Below are 24,429 nucleotides of genomic sequence, written 5' to 3'. Positions count from 1 at the left end.
ATAATGAAAGGATTTGATTTCGATTTTCTAAGAGTATCATTAACGGATGTGGTGGACATTATATTTGTCGCACTCCTTATTTACTATATCTACAACCTGATAAAAAACACGCTGGCGGTAAACTTACTGCTGGGCATGCTGATCATTCTGATCATCTGGTTTGCGGTAGATCAGCTCAATATGAGGTTACTTTCTACCATTATCAACAAGTTCATGAGCGTGGGGATCATCGCCTTGATTGTGATCTTTCAGCCGGAGATCCGGCGTTTCCTGTTGTTGATTGGAAAAAACACCTTCCTACAGCAGAATAAAGCTTGGTGGGGTTATATTTTCGGCAGTAAAAATATTGAAAGAGATAATCTGGTGCGCATTAAACCAATCATTGATGCTTGCAAAAGCATGAAAAAATCTCGTACAGGGGCTTTAATCGTATTTGTTAAGTTTTATGACGATCAGCTTTTCGCCAACAGCTGTGAGGTGATTGATTCGAAAATATCTAAAAGATTACTGGAAAGTATCTTTCAAAAATACAGTCCACTGCACGATGGTGCCGTAGTCATTGCAGAAAACAAAATCAAAAGTGCCAGTTGTATTTTACCTTTAACAGATAACGACAAACTCCCTCCACAATTTGGTTTACGCCACAGAGCTGGGATCGGTGTTTCCGAAACTACGGATGCTGTTGCCGTCATTATTTCTGAAGAAACTGGCGAAATCGCTTATGCAAAACAAGGAAGAGTACGGATGAACGTTTCTTTTGGAGAACTGGAAAAACTGCTGAATAAAGATTTTTAAAGCTGATCTGTCGAGCAAATATTATATCTACCTGGAAGACAGGATAAAGATCAGGTATACCCCCCGACAAAAAAAATAAGGTTAAATACAACCTAAACAAAACAGGGGCTGGTTTCTAACAACCAGCCCCTGTTTTAATATATTATATGCCTAATATTTGGCAGTAATTAGCAGTGTTCCTCAAAAGCACCAATCAAGCTATCAGCGATCATTTGTGCTGGTCTGCCTTCAATCTGGTGACGTTCGATCATGTGAACCAATTTACCATCTTTGAATAAAGCCATTGCTGGAGAAGATGGAGGGAAAGGCATCATATAACCTCTAGCTCTGTCCACTGCTTCTTTTTCCATACCTGCAAATACAGTAATCAATTTATCAGGATGTTTTTCATTTGCTGCTGCCAATCTTGCTGCAGGACGAGCATTTGCTGCTGCACAACCACAAACAGAGTTTACCACTACAAAAACGGTACCCTCAGTGCCGATTGCATTATCTACATCTGCTGCAGTTTTCATCTCTTCGAAACCTACTTTAGTAAGTTCTGCACGCATTGGTTCTACTAAATATTCAGGATACATATTTTCTTTCTTTAATTCATTAATCCATACAAATGTACAGCAACGTGCATTACCATCAAAGAAATACATCGGCTTCGCCTCTGATTTTACCTTTAAATTACTTTGATTTTACCTATTTAATGCTGCTTAACCCTGTTTCGAGGGTTTTTAGGAAATAAAAAATGAATTTTAACCCCCACTAAACTAAGGGCTTAATTTAAAATCTAAAAAAAACTTGTAATAGTACTTTTATAATCGGCTAAAAACTCCTAATATTGCATTCCCAAAACGAACGAAACTTAATGTTGCTTAAAGCATCAAAAAGCCGTTTATTTGGTAACCAGTACTCCTTCTTAGCTCAGCTGGTTAGAGCATCTGACTGTTAATCAGAGGGTCGCTGGTTCGAGCCCAGCAGAGGGAGCAAAATAGCAAAAGCCTTTCAGTAATACTGAAAGGCTTTTTTAGTTTATCCAAAAGCAAAATTTCCCATTTCTTCTTTCTCAAATACATATCATCCGAAATGGTTAAAGCTTCAGCTAGATAATTTCAAGATCAGTTTTACCAGCAGGAATAAAAAAGGTGAATTCCAACTGCAGTTCCTCCTGATCTTTCTCATTTTTCAGGATTAAAGCCGGCTCGCCATTAGGCCTGATTAAAGTAGCAAGCTTTCCATTACCAAAAATCTTTACAAGGGCATCTGCAGGAATAGGTGCTAGTTTATATCCTGATTTTAGATTACTGACAATACCTTCCATCCGATCATCTGATTCTTCTTTACTCAGGTACATGGTAACCGCAGCGACACTTTCTCTATTGGCTATCAATTTTTTAATTTGCTCTACCTCCCCTTTTTTGATGAGCGCTGAGAGTTGCTGGTACGCATCATTCAGTTTATCTTTTAATCCGCTTACTGAAGTGAGATCAGTAGAATTTTGATAAGCTCTGATGGTGTAAGGCAGCTCTGCGTTAAAATCGGCACTTTGTGTAAGTATGGTCTGTTTCTTCGAAGGATCCACTTTCGCCACAGCATATTCTCCGGGAAGCTGCTCCTTAAAATTGAGCTCATTAGCTGCATCAAAAACTTTGATATTGTATTTAAACTGAGCGCTTGGGTTTAAAAACTTCTGACCAGCCAGGGGTAGTACTGTAATCGCAATTTGTTGTTTTCCACTTTCTAAAATAGCTGAATTGATTGGAATCATAGTAGAAGTCTGTCCGTCCAGGTTCATCGTAAAGACCAATACATCATTAACCCTGACCTCAAATAAGCAAAAAGCTGCACTAAAATCTAGTTCATAATAGGGCTGTACTTTAGCATAATCTGCTTTTTTTTCAATCTTCAATGGTGTAGAATTTAATGTCATGCGATTTTGTGAACGGCATCCAAAGCATATCAGTAGGCTTGAGAGCAATAATAGAGTGGTAATTTTCATAGGATTTGGCTAATTTAAATAGGTTAAGGTAATTTTGATGGCAGTTTAGCTAAATCCATGCCAAGGGCAATTGAATTGTGATGAAATGAGTACATTTGCGTCGTGAAAAGGGTGATGATCTACTTTCTGGTTACCTGTATTTTATCTGGTTCGGCGATAGCTGAGCTTTTCAAAGCTCCCTTACTCGTATCTCATTACATTGATCATACCTCCCGCAATCCCAACATCAACTTTGTTGATTTTCTTTCCATGCATTACTGGGGAAAGGACATTGTGGACAATGATAGCAAGCAGGATATGAAGCTCCCTTTTAAAAAGATCTTATACGGCCATCATCAACTATTGTTCTGTCAAGAGCCTTGTTTTGAGCTTAGCCCAAACCAATCTTGCAAACCCAATGAATTATGTTTTTTTTATAGGGAAAAAGAAATTTCCAGACTTTCCGGGAAACCCTACAGACCACCTCAACCCTCCTTTTTAGTTTAGATTAATTGTCCAGGCCGACTCCTCAAATTTTCAATTGGGGTCATTTATACATTTTTATTTTTTTATGGAGCAGGCAAAAAGAAGCCCTTCCTCGGAAGCCATCCGTACTACCCAATTGGGTATCATCATTAGTATTATTTTAATTTTTGTAAAAGGGATTTCCGGTCATCTTGGCCAATCTTATGCCTTGATTGCCGATGCCACGGAATCGGGAGCAGATGTGATCAGTTCAGGATTACTTTGGGTTGCCCTGATTTATGCCCAGCGACCGCCAGACAAAGGCCATCCTTATGGCCATGGGAAGGCCGAACCTGTAGCTGCAATCCTCATTGGATTTTTCCTGCTGGCTGCTGCAGGATGGATTGCCTACCATTCGATCGCTTTTATCAATACCCCGCACGAACTTCCAAAAAGCTACACCTTAATCGTGCTGCTGCTGGTGATTGCAGCAAAGGAAATCCTATTTCGTTATGTTTATGCGGTCGGAAAGCGAATCAACAGCCAGGCAGTGATTGCCGATGCTTACCACCACAGGAGTGATGCCATTACCTCAATTGCCGCCTTTATTGGTATTTCCATCGCAATTTTTCTGGGTAAAGGTTACGAAGGCGCGGACGACTGGGCTGCGCTTTTTGCCTGTCTTTTCATCATCTACAATGCTTTCAAGATCATCCGTCCGGCATTTGAAGAAATCATGGACAAAGCCCCTTCCGACGAATTAGTTGCCGCAATCAGCCATATTGCCTCTTTACATATAGAAGTTAAAAAAGTAGAGAAATGTTATGTAAGAAAGATGGGACTGGACTACTATGTAGATATGCACATTGAAGTGGATGGAAATACCAATGTATTTGATGCACATGAAATCGCCCATCAGGTGAAAGACGAATTGCGAGCCTCAAATCTTCATATAAAAGATACCCTCATACACGTTGAACCTTATTTAAATAAAAAATAAAAAAAGACGAGAAAGTGGTCGGGTAGTGATCGGGAAGAGAAGCACATTGCCATAGGGCTCGGAAGGGGTTGCGATAGTCTCTGCTATCCAAACCCTATAGCATCCCCCTCCAGAGGCTTTGGGAATGCAGGTCTCTTCCCGACCAGTATCCATGCCTTGTATCTCCATCATTCTAATATAATTCTTTTATCCTTCTTGTGTCATAACCAACTCTCCTATCTGACAGCTAATGAAACGGTTTTGAAATTGGCCAAACTATTGTGTAATTTTGTCGCATAATTAGCCTGTTTCCAAAAAGGTTCCAGCAAAACTATGCTGAGCCTATGAAGAACAAGGTAAAAGTTCGCATTTAATCATTTAAATATAGAAATATGTCATCAGTAGAGACAACTTATGTCCCTTATAAAGTTAAGGACATTTCACTGGCGGAATGGGGTCGTAAAGAAATTGGATTAGCCGAAGCAGAAATGCCAGGACTAATGTCATTACGCGAAGAATTCGGTCCTTCGAAACCATTAAAAGGTGCACGCATCGCAGGATGTTTACACATGACGATTCAAACTGCTGTTTTGATCGAAACATTGGTAGAACTTGGTGCAGAAGTAACCTGGTCATCATGTAATATCTTTTCTACACAAGATCATGCTGCTGCTGCAATTGCTGCTGCAGGAATTCAGGTGTATGCATGGAAAGGTCTTAACGAACCAGATTTCGACTGGTGTATTGAACAAACTTTACACTTCGGCCCTGAGCGTCAGCCATTAAACATGATCTTAGATGATGGTGGTGATTTAACCAACATGGTTTTCGATAGGTTCCCTGAGCTGATTGCAGACATCAAAGGTCTTTCTGAAGAAACGACTACTGGTGTTCACCGTTTATATGAGCGCATGAAAAATGGCACTTTACATTTACCTGCAATCAATGTAAACGATTCAGTAACTAAATCTAAATTCGACAATAAATACGGATGTCGTGAGTCATTGGTTGATGCGATTCGTCGTGCAACTGATGTAATGATGGCTGGTAAAGTTGCTGTTGTTGCCGGTTACGGTGATGTGGGTAAAGGTTCTGCAGAATCATTAAGCTCACAAGGTGTACGTGTAATCGTTTCTGAAATTGATCCGATCTGTGCATTACAAGCAGCAATGGAAGGTTATGAAGTGAAGAAATTCGCTACTGCTGTTAAAGAAGCTGATATTATCGTCACTACTACTGGTAACTGTGATATCGTTCGTGCAGAACATTTTAAAGTAATGAAAGACAAAGCAATCGTTTGTAACATTGGTCACTTTGACAATGAGATCGATGTAGCTTGGTTAAACACCAACTATGGTGATACTAAAGTGGAAATCAAACCACAGGTTGATAAATATACCATCGACGGTAAAGATATCATCTTATTGGCTGAAGGACGTTTGGTAAACTTAGGCTGCGCTACTGGCCACCCAAGTTTCGTAATGTCTAACTCTTTCACTAACCAGACTTTAGCGCAATTAGAATTGTGGACGAACACCGCTAATTATGAGAATAAAGTTTATGTGCTTCCTAAATACTTAGATGAGAAAGTAGCACGTTTACACTTAGCTAAAATCGGTGTAGAATTAGACGTTCTAGATCAGCACCAGGCAGATTATATTGGCGTTCCTGTAGAAGGTCCATTCAAACCTGAGGCTTACAGATACTAAAGCAAATTAAGTTTTTAGCGGATGTAAATCCGCTAAAAACTTAAAATACAAGCCTAGGCTTAAAAAGTAAAAGAGATGTTGTTTCACACAACATCCCTTTTTTTATAGCAGGCGCTAAGGATTAAACTTTTGAATCTGGTAATAAACCACCTGTATCCGCTACTGCTTTATTAGGCAGCGTACTCGCATTTCCGTCCCTCATCGCCTGGTAATGCGGCGACATGATCTCTACTCCTGCTGCATCAAAAGCCTCATGAATGTTTTTATGGAGCTCCGAATAAATCACCGCCATTATATCCGGCCTTGATACATACGCATTCAGCTGATAAGAAACATACCAATCGTCCAGGCTGGTTTGTAGTACAAAGGGCTGTTTTTCTTTGATCACTCCCTCTGTAGCCAATGCAGCGCCAATCAGCAATTCATGGATTTTAGCCCATGGAATATCATAACCTAATGTGAGTGTCGTATGTATAATCAAACCTTCTCCTACGCATAAACTCGTATAGTTGACCGTATTTCCATTCAGAATGGCGCTATTCGGAATCGTAATGATTTCATTTTTAATTGTTTTCAAACGGGTGACCAACAAGGATTTTTCCAATACTGAACCGGTAATATCTCCTATTTTCACTACATCCCCTACTTTAAAAGGACGCATATAGGTAATCACCATTCCCGCTACACCATTGCTGATCGCAGAAGAAGATCCAAAAGAAATCAGCAGTCCTAAAAACACCGATACCCCTTTAAAGATTTCCGAATTGGAACCTGGAATAAATGGCCAGATCACCACCAGCATAAAAGCATTTAACACCAGTTTGATGATATTATAAGTTGGTTTTGCCCAGTCAGGATAAAATCCATTGATCTTTAATTTTTCTGATTCAATCTCCCCTGCTAAAAATTTAATCAGCTTTTTCACATAATGGAAGACGAAGAAAATGACCAGGATCGTGATCAGGTTAGGAATGAAATTGATCAGCGATGAAAAGATATTTTTCAGCGGATTCAGTACAAAGTTCATCAAATGATCACCCAAAGGTTTTGTCCATGGGAAAAGACGAAATACCAAGGGTAAGGTCAGATATACCAATAAAAACATCAATACAAATTTCACCAAATGCAGGGCCTTGTTGATCAGTAAAAGTTCACTTTTCCGATTGATCAGCTCGTAGTCTTTGATTTTAAGTTTACTCAGTTTTTGATGAAGTCTTTTACTAATCCATCCTCGAAAGCGATTGAAAAACTTATTCAGGTAAAAAAGACAAGCCCCAAGTACGGAAAGGATCAGAATCCCCAGCCCGGCACGCTTCAGAAGTTCTACCACATCGGTTTCTTTCTTATACTCTGTCACATTGTCCACAATGATCTGCTGATAAGTTTTGGCCAGCACGTCCATATCCATCCGAACAGAATCGGCATCCAGCTTAGATAAACTCATCAGAATATCACCTTTATAGGCAATATCCATCACCAGGGAATCTTTAACCACCTTCACCGAATCAGGTACAAAAAGCAGGTCGTCAGCCAATTTCGCGACTTTCTCGGAAGTTCTTTCTGCACGTTCCTTTGCAGACAATGAGCCTAACCTATTCTGGATGTAAAACAGCGTATCCTGATGTGCAATCACTGGAAAACCTTTCGGATCTGTCTTTGCATCCTGTCCATGCACCAGGCTTTGTAAACTCAACAGGCATAGAAATGTAAAAAGAAACTTCATGAAGAATGGCTTAATAAATTAGGAGCATTGCTTAGAACAAAATAAGGAAATAATCCGCTATTTTTACGTCATGGCAAATTTATCTGTAAACATCAATAAGATTGCGACTTTAAGAAATAGTCGCGGCGGAAATAATCCAGATTTAGTAAAGGTAGCGCTGGATTGTGAGCGCTTTGGAGCAGAGGGCATTACGGTTCACCCGCGTCCGGACGAAAGACATATCCGTTACCAGGATGTGTTCGACTTAAAAGCAGTTATCGCTACAGAATTTAACATTGAAGGAAATTGTAAAGAGCAGAAATTTGTTGACCTGGTCTTGGCCAATAAACCTGCTCAGGTTACACTAGTACCCGATACAGAAGGCCAAATCACTTCAAATCATGGATGGGATACCATTAAACACCAGGATTATCTGCAAGAAATGGTGCAGCTGTTTCAAACGGCCGGCATCCGCGTTTCTATTTTCGTAGATCCCGTAGAAGAAATGGTGAAAGCAGCCGCAGCAAGTGGTACAGATCGCATTGAATTGTACACGGAAGACTATGCCCGTCATTATCATCAAAACCGCGAACAAGCCATTAAACCTTATATCGCCGCTGCGAAAACTGCCAATGAATTGGGCTTAGGCATCAATGCTGGTCACGACCTCGATTTACAAAATCTAAAATATTTCGCAGCAAACATCCCGGGATTACTGGAAGTCAGCATCGGCCATGCCTTAATCAGCGACGCCCTCTACCTTGGCCTGGAAAATACCATTCAAATGTACCTCCGTCAATTGCAAAATTAACCTATCCCTCTTATGAAAAATCTGAATTTACTGACCATTTCCGCATTGTTTATTTTGTTCATCACAGGCTGTAAAGGTGCCGCTGAGAATTTAGACGAAAGTACCGCAACAGATGTCATTGAAACCTATCTTAAAGCCAACCCGGTTTATGAAGAGGTAAAAATGGAAGTGGGTGAAATCAGGTTTAAGAGTAAAAATGATAAGTTAGCATTAGAAAAATATAAGACCCTGCAGGAAAAAGGCTGGGTAACCCTTGACCTGCAGGATCAAAAAAAGAAATTCTTGTCGAAAGACAGCGTGTTTACTTATAAAATTGTCTTAACAGACAAAAGTAAACCTTACATTTTAAAACAGAATGTTTCTCAGGCTACGCTTCGTGCATTAGACTATGTGATGGATGCAGAGAAACCGATCACCATGATCAAAGGAGATTCGAAAGTGGCACGTGTGACGGTATCCTTAAAAAAAGAGCCAAATGATTTTGCTATCTGGCTGAAAAACAAGGGCACAGCTAGTAACTACATCACTAAATCTTATAAATTAAAGTATAAAAAAGATAGTGGTTGGATACTCGTTGGAGAATAGCGATATATGATCAATTCCGCTTAGAGCTAAGTGTATTTTTTATTACCTTTGCGGAACTTTTTATATATAGATTTCATGAGCTTAAATATTCATTACAAAGAAGACTTTAAAGATCGTCACATTGCTCCTAATACAGAGGATACCAATGCCATGTTAGACACCCTTGGTTTGGGTTCTGTTGACGAGTTAATAGAACAAACGGTTCCTCAATCGATCCGGTTAAAACAGCCATTAAACCTGCCAAGGGCGAAATCTGAAAAGGATTACCTAAGCAGCTTAAAGAAAACTGCTTCCTTAAACAAAGTATTTAAATCTTATATCGGTCAGGGATATTATGACACCACTACCCCAGGAGTAATCTTGCGTAACGTGATGGAAAATCCAGGATGGTATACTCAATATACGCCTTACCAGGCAGAGATCGCACAAGGTCGCTTACAGGCCCTGTTAAATTTCCAGACTTTAGTAATCGACCTTACAGGTATGGAAATCGCAAATGCTTCTCTATTGGATGAAGGTACTGCTGCTGCTGAAGCGATGTTCATGCAATTCAGCTTGCGCAAAAACTCAAATGCGAAGAAATTCTTCGTTTCAGAATTGATCTTCCCACAAACAATTGATATTTTAAAAACCCGTGCCAATCCTTTTGGAATTGAATTAGTGATCGGCGATCACCAAACGGTTGAACTGAATGAAGAATTCTTCGGTGCAATCATTCAATACCCAGCTGGTAATGGTGAGGTTTTCGACTATACCGGTTTCGCTAATACTGCTCATGGTGTAAATGTAAAAGTGACCGTAATTGCGGATCTTTTAAGCTTAACCTTATTGACGCCTCCAGGTGAATGGGGTGCTGATGTCGTGGTAGGTACCACTCAGCGTTTTGGTGTACCGATGGGCTTTGGTGGTCCTCATGCTGCTTATTTCGCGACTAAAGATGAGTACAAACGCTCTATTCCAGGACGTATCATCGGGGTAACGATCGACAGCAATAACAACTACGCCTTACGTATGGCTTTGCAAACCAGGGAACAGCATATCCGTAGAGATAAAGCGACTTCCAACATCTGTACTGCACAAGCGTTATTAGCGATTATGGCTAGTTTCTACGCAGTTTATCACGGTCCGAAAGGATTAAAACTGATCGCAGAACGTACGCATGGATTGACAGTAACTTTAGCTGAATCGTTAGAGAAAGCGGGTTATACACAATTGAATAAATCTTACTTTGACACTATTCAGTTAGACTTAGGTCACCTTGTTGATTCTATCCATAGAGAATGTGTAGACAATGAGATCAACTTAAACTACAATGGCAGCGTAGTGACCATCTCTTTAGATGAGACTACAGACCTGGAAGATGTGAAGTTATTGGTGAAAATCTTTGCGAAAGTAAAAGGTATCGCTGCGGATAGCGTTGAAATGTCTGAAGAAAATCCTGCAACAGTGATTCCAACTGCTTTGCAACGTACTTCTGCTTACTTAACACACCCACTATTCAACTCGCACCATTCAGAGCATGAAATGCTGCGTTATATTAAATCATTAGAAGCAAAAGACCTTTCTCTTTGTCACTCGATGATCGCTTTAGGTTCATGTACTATGAAACTAAATGCAACTACTGAAATGATTCCGGTAACCTGGCCAGAATTCGGTAGAATCCACCCATTTGCTCCGGCAGATCAGGTTGCGGGTTACTATACTGTTTTCAATGAGCTAGACAAATGGTTGAGTGAAATCACTGGATTTGCAGCCATGAGCTTACAGCCAAACTCTGGTGCTCAAGGTGAATATGCAGGTTTAATGGTGATCAGAGCTTACCATCAGGATCGCGGTGACCATCACCGTAATGTGGCTTTAATTCCTTCTTCTGCACATGGAACCAATCCGGCTTCTGCAGCAATGGCTGGAATGAAAATCATCATCGTGAAATCTTTGGAAAACGGTAATATTGACGTTGCCGATTTAAAGATCAAAGCAGAAGAGAACAAAGAAAACCTTTCTTGCTTAATGGTGACTTACCCATCTACACATGGTGTATTTGAGGAAAGCATTATCGATATCTGTAACATCATCCATGAAAATGGCGGACAAGTTTACATGGATGGCGCAAACATGAATGCTCAGGTAGGATTAACCAGCCCAGGTAACATTGGTGCTGACGTTTGTCACCTTAATTTACATAAAACTTTCTGTATCCCTCACGGTGGTGGTGGTCCTGGTATGGGTCCAATCGGTGTAGCTAAACACCTGGTTCCTTACCTTCCAGCTCATGCAGTGGTGGATATCAACAAAGAAAAATCTATCCCTGCAGTATCTTCTGCGCCATGGGGTTCAGCTTCGATCTTAGTGATCTCTCATGCATATATCGCAATGATGGGTGGCGACGGATTAATGAATGCAACGAAAAATGCAATTCTTAACGCCAACTATATGAAAGCGCGTTTAGAGCAGCATTACCCAGTATTATACTCCGGTGCAAATGGACGTTGTGCACACGAAATGATCCTGGATTGCAGAGGCTTCAAAAACTACGGTATTGAGGTAGTTGACATTGCAAAACGTTTAATGGATTATGGTTTCCATGCCCCGACAGTATCTTTCCCAGTAGCGGGAACGCTAATGGTAGAACCTACTGAAAGTGAGCCGAAACATGAGTTAGACAGATTCTGCGATGCTTTAATTGCGATCAGAAAAGAAGTAACTGCAGTAGAAAATGGTCAATTAGACAAAACCGATAACCCATTGAAAAATGCACCTCATACCGCTACAATTGTAACGGCTGATGAATGGAATCATGGTTACAGCAGACAAACAGCTGCTTTCCCACTTCCTTATGTTGCAGCTTTCAAATTCTGGCCTTCAGTAGGTAGAGTAAATGATTCCTTTGGCGATAGGTCATTGGTTTGCGCTTGCCCGCCGATTGAAAGTTACATGGAAGAAGAAACTGTTTAAAATATTTACCTGCCTCGTTAAACCTTTTAATATATTTAGGTCTTAAATATATTAAAAGGTCTAAACGGGCCTGTAACTCAACCATTAAACAAGGATATGAAACTAAAATTAACCTCATTAGCACTGCTTTTAGTAGTGATGACTACCTCTGCATTTATTGCTCCGGTGTTTAAAGCGGATACCTATAAAGTAGACGCTTCGAAATCCTCGATCACCTGGATTGGAAAAAAATTGACAGGCGGTCACAATGGCACGATCAACTTACAATCAGGTGCTTTATCCTTCACTGGAAAAAAGTTAACTGCTGGTAATTTTGTATTGGATATGAACAGCATTAAAGATGCCGACAATAGTGCCAATTTAGAAAAACATTTGAAGGATGCAGATTTTTTTGGTGCCGACAAATTTCCTACCTCAACATTTGTGATTAAAAATGTAACCGGAAATGGCGCTGCTGTAACTGTAAATGGAGACTTAACCATCAAAGGCATTACAAAACCAATTAGTTTCCCTGCTACTTTAGCCTGGAATGCTGACGGTTCAGTAACTGCAACTGCCGACAAAATCATCGTTGACAGAACTAAATATGACATCAAATTCAGGTCAAAAACCATTTTCCCAGAAATCGGAAATAAAATGATCAATGACGAATTTGAGCTTTCGGTTAAACTGGTAGCAAAAAAATAATTCTATTTATTTCATATAAAAAAAGGCCATTATCGTATAGTGGCCTTTTTTTTGTAACATAACAGATACCGCTTCTACCATAGCTACATATTTCATAACTTTATATATTACACACAACAATTTTACAGTTACCCTTTGAAATTTATGATGACCTCAAAAATTAAGCTACTTGTTATTGATGATGACGACATTAACATCTTCATTATAAAAAAAATAGTAGAAAAAACGGGGTTCAACGTAGAAATGGTCGCCAAGACTAATGGACAAATGGCGATTGATTATATCACCATGATGCTTTCTTTACAGGAACCATTGCCGCATTTGGTGCTGATCGACATTAATATGCCGGTACTGAATGGATGGGAATTCCTGGATGCTTATGGACAGTTAAATATCAATCAAAAAATAGACATGTATATGCTGTCTTCTTCGGTATATGAGAATGATATTGAAAAAGCGAAGACTTATCAAAGTGTGAAAGGGTTTATCTCTAAACCCCTTTCTATTGAACGCCTGACTGAGCTATTTAAAATAATTGAGCAGAATTCTATTGAATCTTAAACTGACCATCGGTTAAAGTTACGAAGCCTGTAGCCCTGGATTTGCCATGGTAAAATAAACAGTTCCAGCTTTCCGCAGCTGCTTTCTCCCCGAAAACTTCCCGAAGTTCCATTGCTTTTCTGCCATCAAAGTCATATTTGGCAATGAACTTCCTGAGTAACTCTTCCGGCTCAGGCAAAACATCACCCCCAAAAAACACTTTATCTGTGCCATCATCCAATAAGAAGGTCTGATGAAAAGGCGTATGTGCGCCAGTTAATTCATAACTGATCTCCGCTGTAAATTGTCCGGAACCCTCAATAAATACCAATTGTGCATTGCGCTGCAGGAATTCAAAAATTTCGGTATGATAAGAAGAGGAAGGATTAGTAAAAGCACCCTCCCATTCTCCGCGCTGAATCACATAGACAGCATTCGGAAAACTCAGCTCCATCTTGTCGCCTACATGATGAATCATCCCACCTGAATGGTCGAAATGTAAATGAGACATCAATACCAAGGTCACATCTTCCGGATCAAAACCCGCTTTTTTTATATTTTCATGCAAGATCAATTGCCCATCTTCATTGCTATAGCCCAATCCGGTATCCAGCAAAATCAACTGATCTTCCATTTTTACTAAAAATGGTTGTACATTGATAAACAGAGAAGCCGGACGGTCTTTTGGCTGATCTACAGCAGGGTTAAATGGTAAAAATTTTTTGGTGGCATCTACAGAATAGGTGCCTTCGAACAAAGTGAATACTTGCAATGGCGTAGTTATTTTAAGAAGAAATAATTAAATGATATATTTACGATTCATTGCAAAGATAGGGAACCTGGCTGAAATCCGCTTCATACCAGCGTCAAAACCAACAGCGGTCGGCGCAATTCACAAATCTTCCTTGCAAGAATCGATAATTCGAAAAAAATACAAGAGACACTAATGGAAAAAATATGGGTGCAGGCAGTAAATGATGATTTTGAAACCATAGACACACTTGCACAGCAATTAAATATAGATCAGAGTTTAGCCGAAGTTTTAGTACAAAGAGGCATCGCTTCTTTTGATGCCGCAAAAGATTATTTCAGGCCGGATATGGCCAAACTACATGATCCTTTCCTGATGAAAGACATGGATAAGGCCATCGCCAGGATTGACCTTGCCCTCAGCAATCAAGAAAAAATCATGGTTTATGGTGATTATGACGTGGATGGTACTACTTCTGTAGCGCTGACCTATAGTTTCTTCAGCCAATTTACCGACACTATTGAGTATTACATCCCCGACCGCCATAAAGAAGGTTATGGGATTTCAACACCCGGTATTGATTACGCGAAACAGCAAGGAATTACCCTGATCATTGCCCTGGACTGCGGAATTAAATCAGTAGACAAAATCGCTTATGCCAATAGTTTATCCGTAGATTTTATCATTTGCGACCACCATTTACCAGGCGATGAATTACCCGCAGCAATAGCTGTTTTAGATCCTAAACGCCTGGATTGCTCCTACCCTTTTAAAGAACTTGCGGGTTGTGGTATTGGCTTTAAACTGGCGCAGGCTTATAGTATCCAGCACCAATTACCTAAAGCAGCATATGAACAATACCTGGATCTGGTGATGGTGAGTATCGGTGCAGACATTGTGCCTATTGAAAATGAAAACCGGATATTGGCCTACCATGGGCTCGTTAAATTGAATACCAACCCTTCCATGGGATTACGGGCATTGATGAAAATCTCTGGGAAAAACAAAGATTACACCCTAACTGATGTGATCTTCTCTCTGGCACCAAGAATCAATGCTGCCGGCAGAATGGACCATGCCAATCAAGCCGTAAAAATGCTGCTTTGTACAGAAGACGACCTGGCATTGGAACAAAGTGAGTTCATCAACCTGCAAAATACAGATCGAAAAACAACAGATCATACGATTACCGCTGAAGCACTCGCAAGAATTGCCGACTGTGACATTTTAATTCATAAAAAGACTACAGTAATTTACCATGAAAGCTGGAATAAAGGAGTGATTGGGATTGTGGCCTCCCGCTTGACGGAAAAATATTTCCGCCCAACCATCGTTCTTACTTTGTCGAATGGATTATTGACGGGATCAGCAAGGTCGGTACCTGGTTTCGACTTGTATGAAGCCTTATTGGGATGTCAGGATTTACTGATTCAATTTGGTGGACATAAGTTTGCAGCAGGCCTCACCATGAAGCCAGAAAATATTGATGCTTTTGCCGATAGATTTGAAGAAATTGTGTCTTCCAGCATTACTGAAGATATGCTTTCTCCGAAAATCAAGATTGATACCGAGCTTCAGTTTTCACAGATTGACGGCAAGTTTCAACGCATCATTTCACAGATGGCACCCTTCGGACCACACAATCCGGCACCTGTTTTTGTGAGCCATGGACTGAGTTTGGCGGCAAAGCCACATGTTGTTGCTACAAAACATTTAAAATTGAGTATAAAACAACAAAATTCAGTTATTTTTGAAAGCATTGGATTTGGCCTGGCAGAATATGAAAGCCTTTTGCAATCAAACAAACCCTTTTCTATTTGTTATACTATTGAAGAAAACATTTGGAGAGAACAGCGACGTTTGCAGTTAAACATCAAAGGAATAAAAATTAATTAGCGATCATTCGTACCATATAAACATTTGAGATTAAGATATAAATGATATTAAGAGCTGAGAATCTAATCAAAAAGTACAAACAGAGAACCGTTGTAAATGACGTTTCATTTTCTGTGAGCCAAGGAGAAATTGTGGGTTTACTTGGGCCTAACGGTGCGGGAAAAACCACCTCATTTTACATGATTGTGGGCTTGATCAAACCTAATGAAGGCACTATTTTTTTAGATGACGAAGACATCACTTCTGATGCCATGTACAAAAGGGCTCAGAAAGGGATTGGTTACCTGGCTCAGGAAGCTTCTGTATTCCGAAAACTATCTGTTGAAGATAACATTATGGCCATCCTGGAAATGACTAAAATGGGGAAAGAAGAACGTCATGAAAAACTAGATGAGCTCATCAATGAATTCAGCTTGCATAAGGTGCGTAAAAACCGGGGCGATCTACTTTCCGGTGGAGAACGCCGCAGAACGGAAATCGCAAGAGCATTGGCCGCCAGTCCGAACTTTATCTTACTCGATGAGCCATTTGCAGGAGTCGATCCTATTGCCGTAGAAGAAATTCAAGGCATCGTTCATAAATTAAAACAAAAAAATATAGGTATCTTAATTACCGACCATAACGTGCAGGAAACACTTTCCATCACCGATAGGGCCTATTTACTATTTGAAGGTAAAATATTAGAATCTGGAACACCAGAAGTGCTCGCTGCCAATGAGATGGTTAGACGCGTATACCTGGGCTCGAACTTCGTGCTCCGTACTAAAAAATTATAACCCTTTATTACCCCAACACATGGCTATAGTAAATTCGATTTTTACCTGGTATATGAAAAAGCGCGTCCATCAGATTGAGCTTTTCATGAAATATCCACATGATGTACAGGAGGAATGGTTTCAGAAACTGATTTCCAGTGCTGCTGATACAGAATGGGGAACCAAATATGACTACCGTTCTATTCTATCCCCAGACAGTTTAAACAAAGGGTAACCATACAAAACTACGATACCTTAAAACCATATATAGAAAGGATGCTCAAAGGCGAGCAAAATATCCTTTGGCCTACAGAAATTAAGTGGTTTGCCAAATCCTCAGGCACCACCAGCGACCGGAGTAAATTCATTCCGGTTTCCGAAGAATCATTACAGGAATGTCATTTCAAAGGTGGAAAAGATTTGTTATCGATCTTTTGCAACAACCGTCCGGACAACCAGATCTTAACTGGAAAAGGATTGGTACTGGGAGGTAGCCACCAGATCAATCAGCTCAATGAAGATTCCTTTTATGGTGATTTATCAGCCGTATTAATCAAAAATCTACCGATGTGGGCCGAATATTACCGGACGCCAAACATTTCCATTGCCCTGATGGACAATTATGAGGAGAAAATGGAAAAGATGGCAGAGGCGACCATCAAAGAAAACGTCACCAATATCGCTGGCGTACCTACCTGGACACTGGTTTTAGCGAAAAAGGTATTGGAAATTACTGGTAAGAACAACCTGCTGGAAGTATGGCCAAACCTGGAACTTTACATCCATGGTGCAGTAAATTTTAAACCTTATAGAGAACAGTTTAAAGAATTGATCCCTTGTAACCAGATGTATTATCTGGAAACTTATAATGCTTCGGAAGGATTTTTCGGGATTCAGGATGAAGTCAACTCTGATGAACTCTTATTGATGCTGGATTACGGCATTTACTATGAATTCTTACCCATTGAACTGCTGGATAGCGAAAATCCAGATACCTTATCTTTAGACCAGGTACAGCTCAATAAGAATTACGCCATCATCATTTCTACCAATGGCGGCCTTTGGCGCTATATGATTGGTGATACCGTACAATTTACCAGTCTGTCCCCTTACCGCATTAAAATTACTGGCCGCACTAAACATTTCATCAATGCTTTTGGCGAAGAAGTCATTATCGACAATGCAGAACAGGCCATTTGTAAGGCTTGTACCGAAACCGGTGCCGTCTTTAAGGATTATACCGCCTGCCCTATTTATTTTAAAGGAGAAGAGGTTGGAGGCCATGAATGGATCATAGAATTTGATCAGCAACCTAATGATTTTGAAAAATTTGTCGACATTTTGGATGCCACACTTCGTGAAGTAAATTCAGACTATGATGCCAAGCGTTTTAAAGACATGGCACTCCGCAGACCCAAAGTGCACAATGCACCTTATAACACCTTTTATAACTGGTTAAAATCTAAAGGCAAATTAGGTGGACAGCATAAAGTTCCCCGATTGGCAAATGAGCGTACCTACGTAGAAGAAATTTTGCCAATGATGGTTAAATAAATATTTCGGCTGTACATATTGGAAATTAGCTTTTAATTCGTTAAATTTAATTAGCTAATTATTAATGTGTTATGAAAACCGTAAAACAATTACTCAGCACTAAATCAGCTGAAATTTTTTCCGTTTCCGCCGATGTATCGGTGCTAGATGGACTCCAGGTAATGATGGAAAAAAATATCAGTGCGCTGCTCATTATGGAGGAGCGTAAATTATTAGGAATTTTTACGGAAAGGGATTATGCCCGAAAGATCATTCTTCAGGGGAAGACCTCTGTAGATACGCCAATCCATGAAGTCATGACGGCTTTGCCAATTACAGTATCCACAGCAGATAGCCTGGACCATTGTATGCAAACGATGACGGATAAACACATCCGACATTTACCGGTGATTCAGGACGAGGAATTAATTGGGATGGTCTCTATTGGTGACGTCGTGAAATTTATCATAGAAGATCAAAAACAGACGATTTCTCAACTGGAAAGCTATATCAGCAGCTAGGTTTTACAAGCGTTAAACAAATTATATTTTAAATAAAGCAGCCGGTTCTGTACAGAACCGGCTGCTTTATTGGTATTCTATTTCCAGCTTACCAAATTTTCAATTTAGCTTACCAGATTTTAACTCTTTTTTCTGGTGCCAGGTATAAAGAATCTTTCGCTGTTACCTTAAATGCAGTATACCAGTCCGGGATATTTCTAACCACACCGTTTACCCTGAATTTAGCTGGAGAATGTGGGTCTGTACCTACCTGATTTCTCAAGGATTCATTATTTGATTTGTTCAGCCAAACCTGACCCCAACCGATGAATACCCTTTGCTCACCTGTGAAACCATCCATTATTGGTGCTGGCTTACCATTTAAGCTGGTTTTGTAGGCTTTTAAAGCGATGCTTAAACCACCAAGGTCACCGATGTTCTCTCCTAAAGTAAATGCACCGTTTACTTTCAGATCCGGGAATACCTGGAATGCGCTGTACTGTGCAATCAGCGCCTGAGTTCTCTTTTTAAATTCTTCGTTGTCTTTTGGAGTCCACCAGTTGCGCATCACACCATCACCGTCGAAAGTACTGCCTTGATCATCAAAACCATGTCCTACTTCGTGACCGATTACCGCACCAATACCACCATAATTTACCGCGTCTTCAGCATCCATATCAAAGAAAGGAGGTTGTAAGATCGCCGCAGGGAATACAATTTCGTTCAATGTCGGGTTGTAATAAGCATTCACCGTTTGTGGTGTCATGCCCCACTCTGAACGATCTACTGGCTTGCCCAATTTGTTCAGGTTGCGGTTGTACTCAAACTCAGCAGCACGTTTCTCATTTCCGTAAAGGTCATGTTTCACTACTTTTAAAGAAGAATAATCTCTCCATTTATCAGGATATCCGATTTTCGGAGTGAATTTACTGATTTTCACTAAAGCTTGTTTTTTAGTCTCAGGACTCATCCAGTCTAGTTCTTTAATGCTGGTTTCATAAGATTTCAACAAGTTGTCCACTAGTTTCAGCATGCGTTCTTTTGCGGCAGGCGGGAAATGTTTTTCTACATATAATTTACCCACCATTTCACCAAGGCTGCCATTCACCACATCTACTGCTCTACGCCATCTTGGTTTTTGTTCTTTTACACCATAAAGTGTTTTTGCATAGAAATCGAAATTCTCTTCGTCAATTGCAGTCGTCAGTGCCGAACCAGCTCCTGTCAATGCACTCCATTTCAAATAGGTTTTCCAGGTATCCAATGGGGTACTTTTGAAGATCGCATTCAGGTCTTTCGTATAAGCTACCTGAGTGATTACCAAACTGTCCTGACCTTTAACACCAGCTTCCGTCAATAAAGTAGTCCAGTCAAAATCAGGAGTCAATTTACCCAAATCTTTGATGGCATACTTATTATAAAGGCCGGCCATGTTTCTGGTTTCTTCTTTTTTCATATGTTTAGAAGCCAATAAAGTCTCTAATGCCATGATTTGAGCGGCTTTTGCTTTCCCATCAGGAACACCTGCAAGTCCTAACATCTTTTCTATGTGCATTACATATTTGGCACGTGTTTCTTTTGATTTAGCATCCTGAAGCAAATAATATTCTCTTTCTGGTAAACCTAAACCACCTTGCCAGGTGTATAGCATATATTTTTTAGGGTCTTTAAAATCCTCAATGATCCCTACACTAAAAGGAATATAGTTCCCGATTTTGTTCGCATAAGCGAAATAAGCAGCAAGATCTTTATTGGAAGTAATGCCATCAATCTTTTTAAATTCCGCTTGCATTGGTGCTAATCCTATGGAATCACGTACTTTCATGTTCATATAAGACTCATAAAAATCACCGATCTTTTGCTGATCAGATCCTTCTGCAGCTTTGTCTTTGGCTGCATTCTCGATGATGGCTTTCACATCCTCCTGTGCCTTATCGTTCACAATAGCACCGGCGCCGTAAGAAGACTTATCCGCAGGAATCTTGGTGTTTTTAATCCAGGTTCCATTTACGTATTCCATGAAATTGTTACCAGGAGCAACAGTGGTATCCATGTTTTTAAGGACAATTCCAGAGTGCAATTCCTTGTTTTTATCGGAACTGCTGCAGGCAGAAAGCAGCAACATAGATCCTGCAACCACTTGGATTCCAATCGATTTTTTGATATTTATCATATAAAAATAATATAGGTATATATCAAATTTAATAAAAGATATGGAATCGGTGGTTAGCCTGCTGAAATTAGCTGACTGCGATGAAAATATCTACTTCTGTTGCTTCCGGGTTTTGTGCTTTGGCGCCATAGACTTCGAAGTCTGTGGTATAAGCACGCGATATTCCTGATTTCCAGATGTCTAGCCAGGCATTAAAAACTAATCCTTCCTGCATGTTGCCTTTCAACGCATACTTTTGATAAGAACCACCAGCAATAGTCACTCCACGCATTCCTTCAGGAATTTCTTCCAGATTTGGAACTGCACAACCGATTACAGTGGTATAGGGCTTGGTGTAGTCGCCTTCATAGTCGGTGTAAATACTGTATATTTCATCACGAAGTTTGTTTACAATTTTTGCCCCAATATTTTCGCCGATAAACCTGGCCCACAACCCAGGAATATCAATAGCTGCTTTACCTGGGTCATTGCTGGTCTCCACTGAAATGCCCACTACAAAGAAGGGCGTTAATGTTACTTTTTCCATTTTTTAATTTTTAATGCGTTAATGATTTATACTGCAAATTTAAAGGGGCTAATGACAGCTGTATGTCAGGGCTATTCGATTTTTAACATTACAATGTCAACAATTGATAGAAATATGGCAGCCGGTATGACCTCTCCTTTAAATTTACGTTAAATATTTAATCCTTAATGCTCAGTTAACATGAGCCTTATAACTTCATAGTAAATCAAAAACATAGGACGATGATCAGTACAAAGATTCTTTATAAAGCAGTTTTTAAAAAAAATCCGGTAGATGACAGTCATACTTTCCAGCCATTGCCATCACCAACAGGAAGCTATCCTTACCGCTTAAATCTGGAAGTAAAATCGGATAACCCTAGACCGCAGGCAATGGTATTCCATATGGTGGGAGATACCGGCGGATTCAAACAGCCTGATCTGCAAAAACAGATCGCCAGCCAAATGGCCCAGCAGTACTTGCAAGCGGCCTGCCCGGAAGAGCGTCCTGCTTTTTTATATCATTTAGGAGACCTTGTTTACCATTATGGAGAAGCAGATCAATATGAAGATCAGTTTTTGAAACCTTATGAAAGCTATCCCGGCCCTATTTACGCGATTGCCGGAAACCATGATACGGATGTGAATCCAAATTCAAGCGAACATTACGAACCTCTGGAAGCTTTCTACACCGCATTTTGCAATACCTGCCCTGCTACGCTTCATTTCGGATCAGGGATCAGCAGAAAAAGTCAGGTACAGCCCAATGTATACTGGACAATGGAAAGCCCATTAGCTACCATTATCGGCCTCCACACCAACGTACCGAAGTTTGGCTGCATAAAAAAAGAGCAGCAGGACTGGTTTATAAAAGAGCTGAAACATGCTGCGAAATATAGCTCTGAAAAGGCAATCATTGTATGTATGCACCATGCGCCCTATTCGGCGGATGTAAATCATGGCTCCAGCATGCCGATGGTAGAATTTTTAGAAACTTCTTTTGAAGCGGCAGGTGTAAAGCCAGATCTGATTTTCAGCGGTCATGTGCACAATTACCAGCGTTTTACCAAGCAATATCCGGATGGAAAAACCCTTCCTTTTGTGGTTGCAGGTGCGGGTGGTTTCGACGAACTTCATGCTTTGGCAGATCCGGAGGAACCAGATTACCAAACGGAAAACGAGTTACTAGAGCAGGTGGTCTTGGAAAACTATTGTGACAACAAGCATGGCTTCCTCAGAATTGCCATTGAAAAAACACCTTTTAAATTTACTATCAAGGGCGAATATTACACCCTTTCTGGTAAGAATACTGAGAATAACGACCATGAAGCTAGATTATTCGATGAATTTATAGTAGATCTTACCGGCAGGTAAGCAGCGATTAAAGATCTCCTCTTCTGTTTTCTTGTTTATTTTTTTTAACATTGAGCCGGATATTCATGGAGATACAAAGATCGGAGCAACTGGAGGACAAAGAACTACTCACTAAATTGAAGGAGGGAGATGAGCTTGCATTTGTAAAAATCTACAATCAGTATCGAAATAAGGTGTATAGCTATGCGTATCAGCTCAGCAAATCAGCTGATACGGCCGAAGAGATTGTACAAGAAGTATTTATCAGGATCTGGCAAAAACATGAACAGATCAATACCGATTTTTCTTTTCAGGGTTACATTAAGAAAATTACGTTAAACCATGTGCTCAATCACCTGAAAAAGATTGCCCGTGAAAAGGCTTTACAGGAAGAAGTATTTCTGCGTATAGCCGAGAATAACAGTCGCGCGGAAGATAAATTGCTCGAAAAAGAGCTGAGAAAGATCTATGAAGAAGCCATTGCACAGCTTCCTGCGCAAAAGAAACTAATCTATCAAATGGTGCGCACAGAAGAACTGAGCCATGAGGAAATCGCCATAAAGTTGAGTATTTCTAAAAACACCGTGAAAAACCACATGGTGGAAGCCAGCAAATTTGTCCGGGACTATGTCCGCAAAAATGGTGGGGTCATCTGTTTTATTCTTGCTTCCTCAAATTATTTTCATTCCAACTAGTCCTACCTGCGCTTACAGTTGTATAGTAAGTAGTCATGGAAGAAAAAGAAGAGTTAGCGCATCTATATCAACTGTATTTAAGCAACCGCTGTACTGCGGAAGAACTGAACCGTTTTTTTAACCTTATCCAAAAAGGGAAAGAGGCTGACCAGCTCCAAAATTTATTGTCTACAACTTGGGATCAGACTCCGATGGCACCGGAAACGGGTTTAATTCCTTATTTCCTAGCACAGGAAAGCCAGCAAAAAGTCGCCGCAATAACTAATTCGGCTGCAGCCAAAAAGTTATATCCGATGTTTAGGTATGCAGCAGCAATTGCAGCAGTATTGCTCTTATTTTGCGGAATTTACTTTTACCGTGCTGAATTGCAGCAAAGTATTGGAGGTGCTGCAAAAATGGAAATTGCCAGTGTAACGAGCAGCCGTCGGCAAATACAGCTTCCGGACGGCACAAAAGTATGGCTAAGTCCACATAGTAAATTAACTTATCCGGTTGCTTTTGAAGGAGCACATCGTTTGGTGAGCCTGGATGGAGAAGCCTTTTTTGAGGTGGCCCATGACACTCAGCATCCTTTCATCATCAAATCTGGACAGGTTAGCACCCGTGTTTTGGGTACAAGTTTCAGCTTATCGGCCTATGCCGATCAGGAAGACATCAATGTTACGCTGGTGACTGGAAAGGTCGCCGTATCATTTGATGCAAATGGAAAAACTACAGAAGCCATTATTACCGCCAATCAGCGCGTATCTGTGAATAAGAAAGAAGAAAAAATGAGTACTATAAACTTCCCGGATGCCAAAGATCTCCTGGACAGACGGATTGGGCTCTTCGATTATAAAGGAACGCCGCTTTCTGAAGTGGCAGAAGACCTGGAAATGCAATATCAAGTGCAGATCAGCCTTGCTCCAGAATTACAAAATCATCGTTTCTATGGTCATCTCAACATGAACACTGATCTGGTACAAACCTTGAAAAAGCTGTGCACGGTTATGGAAACGAATTGGGAAAAAAATGGAGGGCAGTATGTAATCACAAAATAAATGTCCGGTTTCTAGAAAAGAAGACCGGACAA

The 24,429-nt window shown here is 40.3% G+C and carries 20 protein-coding genes, 1 tRNA gene and 1 pseudogene; 16 read left to right on the top strand and 6 right to left on the bottom strand.

What is annotated here, in order from left to right:
- Positions 1-3: 3 nt before the first annotated feature.
- Positions 4-795, top strand: a complete 792-nt coding sequence (gene cdaA, locus AQ505_RS03225; protein ID WP_062546853.1) for a diadenylate cyclase CdaA — start codon at positions 4-6, stop codon at positions 793-795.
- Positions 796-962: 167 nt separating this feature from the next.
- Here cdaA and AQ505_RS03220 read toward each other — a convergent pair whose 3' ends face one another.
- Entirely contained in the window at positions 963-1,373 is a 411-nt protein-coding gene (locus AQ505_RS03220; RefSeq protein WP_062550867.1) for a BrxA/BrxB family bacilliredoxin, read from the bottom strand.
- Between the two features lie 326 nt (positions 1,374-1,699).
- Between AQ505_RS03220 and AQ505_RS03215 the strand changes: the two genes are divergently transcribed.
- Positions 1,700-1,773, top strand: a tRNA-Asn gene (locus tag AQ505_RS03215).
- Between the two features lie 115 nt (positions 1,774-1,888).
- Here the strand turns inward: AQ505_RS03215 and AQ505_RS03210 are convergent.
- Positions 1,889-2,695 (bottom strand): hypothetical protein, encoded by an 807-nt coding sequence (locus AQ505_RS03210; protein ID WP_197286293.1) that lies wholly within the window; start codon positions 2,693-2,695, stop codon positions 1,889-1,891.
- Positions 2,696-3,335: 640 nt separating this feature from the next.
- Here AQ505_RS03210 and AQ505_RS03200 point away from each other — a divergent pair.
- Positions 3,336-4,229 carry a cation diffusion facilitator family transporter gene (locus tag AQ505_RS03200; protein ID WP_062546850.1) on the top strand — a complete coding sequence of 298 codons (894 nt, stop codon included), beginning with the start codon at positions 3,336-3,338 and terminating at the stop codon, positions 4,227-4,229.
- Positions 4,230-4,600: 371 nt separating this feature from the next.
- Complete coding sequence (gene ahcY / locus AQ505_RS03190; RefSeq protein WP_062546848.1) at positions 4,601-5,917, top strand: adenosylhomocysteinase; 1,317 nt, start codon at positions 4,601-4,603, stop codon at positions 5,915-5,917.
- A 121-nt stretch (positions 5,918-6,038) separates the two neighbouring features.
- Here the strand turns inward: ahcY and AQ505_RS03185 are convergent, their stop codons facing one another.
- Complete coding sequence (locus AQ505_RS03185; protein ID WP_062546847.1) at positions 6,039-7,640, bottom strand: mechanosensitive ion channel family protein; 1,602 nt, start codon at positions 7,638-7,640, stop codon at positions 6,039-6,041.
- A gap of 70 nt (positions 7,641-7,710) precedes the next feature.
- Between AQ505_RS03185 and AQ505_RS03180 the strand changes: the two genes are divergently transcribed.
- From AQ505_RS03180 to AQ505_RS03160, 5 genes are all read left to right on the top strand, one after another.
- Positions 7,711-8,430, top strand: coding sequence for a pyridoxine 5'-phosphate synthase (locus tag AQ505_RS03180; RefSeq protein ID WP_062546846.1), 720 nt, complete (start codon positions 7,711-7,713; stop codon positions 8,428-8,430).
- Positions 8,431-8,442: 12 nt separating this feature from the next.
- Positions 8,443-9,015 carry a hypothetical protein gene (locus AQ505_RS03175; RefSeq protein WP_062546845.1) on the top strand — a complete coding sequence of 191 codons (573 nt, stop codon included), beginning with the start codon at positions 8,443-8,445 and terminating at the stop codon, positions 9,013-9,015.
- Between the two features lie 75 nt (positions 9,016-9,090).
- Entirely contained in the window at positions 9,091-11,970 is a 2,880-nt protein-coding gene (gcvP, locus tag AQ505_RS03170) for an aminomethyl-transferring glycine dehydrogenase (protein WP_062546844.1), read from the top strand.
- Between the two features lie 96 nt (positions 11,971-12,066).
- Entirely contained in the window at positions 12,067-12,657 is a 591-nt protein-coding gene (locus AQ505_RS03165) for a YceI family protein (protein WP_062546843.1), read from the top strand.
- 144 nt (positions 12,658-12,801) lie between these two features.
- Positions 12,802-13,218 carry a response regulator gene (locus AQ505_RS03160; protein WP_062546842.1) on the top strand — a complete coding sequence of 139 codons (417 nt, stop codon included), beginning with the start codon at positions 12,802-12,804 and terminating at the stop codon, positions 13,216-13,218.
- On the opposite strand, the gene AQ505_RS03155 is transcribed toward AQ505_RS03160, so the two are convergent.
- Positions 13,205-13,969 (bottom strand): MBL fold metallo-hydrolase, encoded by a 765-nt coding sequence (locus AQ505_RS03155; protein WP_062546841.1) that lies wholly within the window; start codon positions 13,967-13,969, stop codon positions 13,205-13,207. The genes AQ505_RS03160 and AQ505_RS03155 overlap by 14 nt on opposite strands.
- Positions 13,970-14,143: 174 nt before the next feature.
- On the opposite strand from AQ505_RS03155, the gene recJ reads away from it, so the two are divergent.
- From recJ to AQ505_RS03135, 4 genes and pseudogenes are all read left to right on the top strand, one after another.
- Positions 14,144-15,844 (top strand): single-stranded-DNA-specific exonuclease RecJ, encoded by a 1,701-nt coding sequence (recJ, locus tag AQ505_RS03150; protein ID WP_062546840.1) that lies wholly within the window; start codon positions 14,144-14,146, stop codon positions 15,842-15,844.
- A gap of 41 nt (positions 15,845-15,885) precedes the next feature.
- The gene (lptB, locus tag AQ505_RS03145) at positions 15,886-16,620 is read left to right on the top strand and encodes an LPS export ABC transporter ATP-binding protein (RefSeq protein ID WP_062546839.1); all 735 of its coding nucleotides are present in this window, start codon (positions 15,886-15,888) and stop codon (positions 16,618-16,620) included.
- 19 nt (positions 16,621-16,639) lie between these two features.
- Positions 16,640-18,153, top strand: a pseudogene (locus tag AQ505_RS03140) (GH3 auxin-responsive promoter family protein).
- 71 nt (positions 18,154-18,224) lie between these two features.
- Positions 18,225-18,653, top strand: a complete 429-nt coding sequence (locus AQ505_RS03135) for a CBS domain-containing protein (protein ID WP_062546838.1) — start codon at positions 18,225-18,227, stop codon at positions 18,651-18,653.
- 109 nt (positions 18,654-18,762) lie between these two features.
- Here AQ505_RS03135 and AQ505_RS03130 read toward each other — a convergent pair whose 3' ends face one another.
- Positions 18,763-20,805 carry a M13 family metallopeptidase gene (locus tag AQ505_RS03130; protein ID WP_062546837.1) on the bottom strand — a complete coding sequence of 681 codons (2,043 nt, stop codon included), beginning with the start codon at positions 20,803-20,805 and terminating at the stop codon, positions 18,763-18,765.
- A gap of 67 nt (positions 20,806-20,872) precedes the next feature.
- A complete protein-coding gene (locus AQ505_RS03125; protein WP_062546836.1) occupies positions 20,873-21,331 on the bottom strand; it encodes a GyrI-like domain-containing protein in 459 nt (152 codons plus the stop codon).
- Positions 21,332-21,552: 221 nt separating this feature from the next.
- On the opposite strand from AQ505_RS03125, the gene AQ505_RS03120 reads away from it, so the two are divergent.
- The 3 genes from AQ505_RS03120 to AQ505_RS03110 all read left to right on the top strand — a co-directional run bounded on the left by AQ505_RS03120 (position 21,553) and on the right by AQ505_RS03110 (position 24,397).
- On the top strand, positions 21,553-22,683 hold the full coding sequence (locus tag AQ505_RS03120) for a metallophosphoesterase family protein (protein WP_062546835.1): 1,131 nt from the start codon (positions 21,553-21,555) through the stop codon (positions 22,681-22,683).
- A gap of 65 nt (positions 22,684-22,748) precedes the next feature.
- Positions 22,749-23,357, top strand: coding sequence for an RNA polymerase sigma factor (locus tag AQ505_RS03115; RefSeq protein ID WP_062546834.1), 609 nt, complete (start codon positions 22,749-22,751; stop codon positions 23,355-23,357).
- 35 nt (positions 23,358-23,392) lie between these two features.
- Positions 23,393-24,397, top strand: coding sequence for a FecR family protein (locus tag AQ505_RS03110; RefSeq protein ID WP_062546833.1), 1,005 nt, complete (start codon positions 23,393-23,395; stop codon positions 24,395-24,397).
- The last annotated feature ends 32 nt before the right edge of the window (positions 24,398-24,429 follow it).

The organism is Pedobacter sp. PACM 27299 (assembly GCF_001412655.1).
Taxonomy (GTDB): domain Bacteria; phylum Bacteroidota; class Bacteroidia; order Sphingobacteriales; family Sphingobacteriaceae; genus Pedobacter.
The sequence above is the reverse complement of the archived record's forward strand: the minus strand, read 5'-3'. Positions and strand labels throughout refer to the sequence as shown.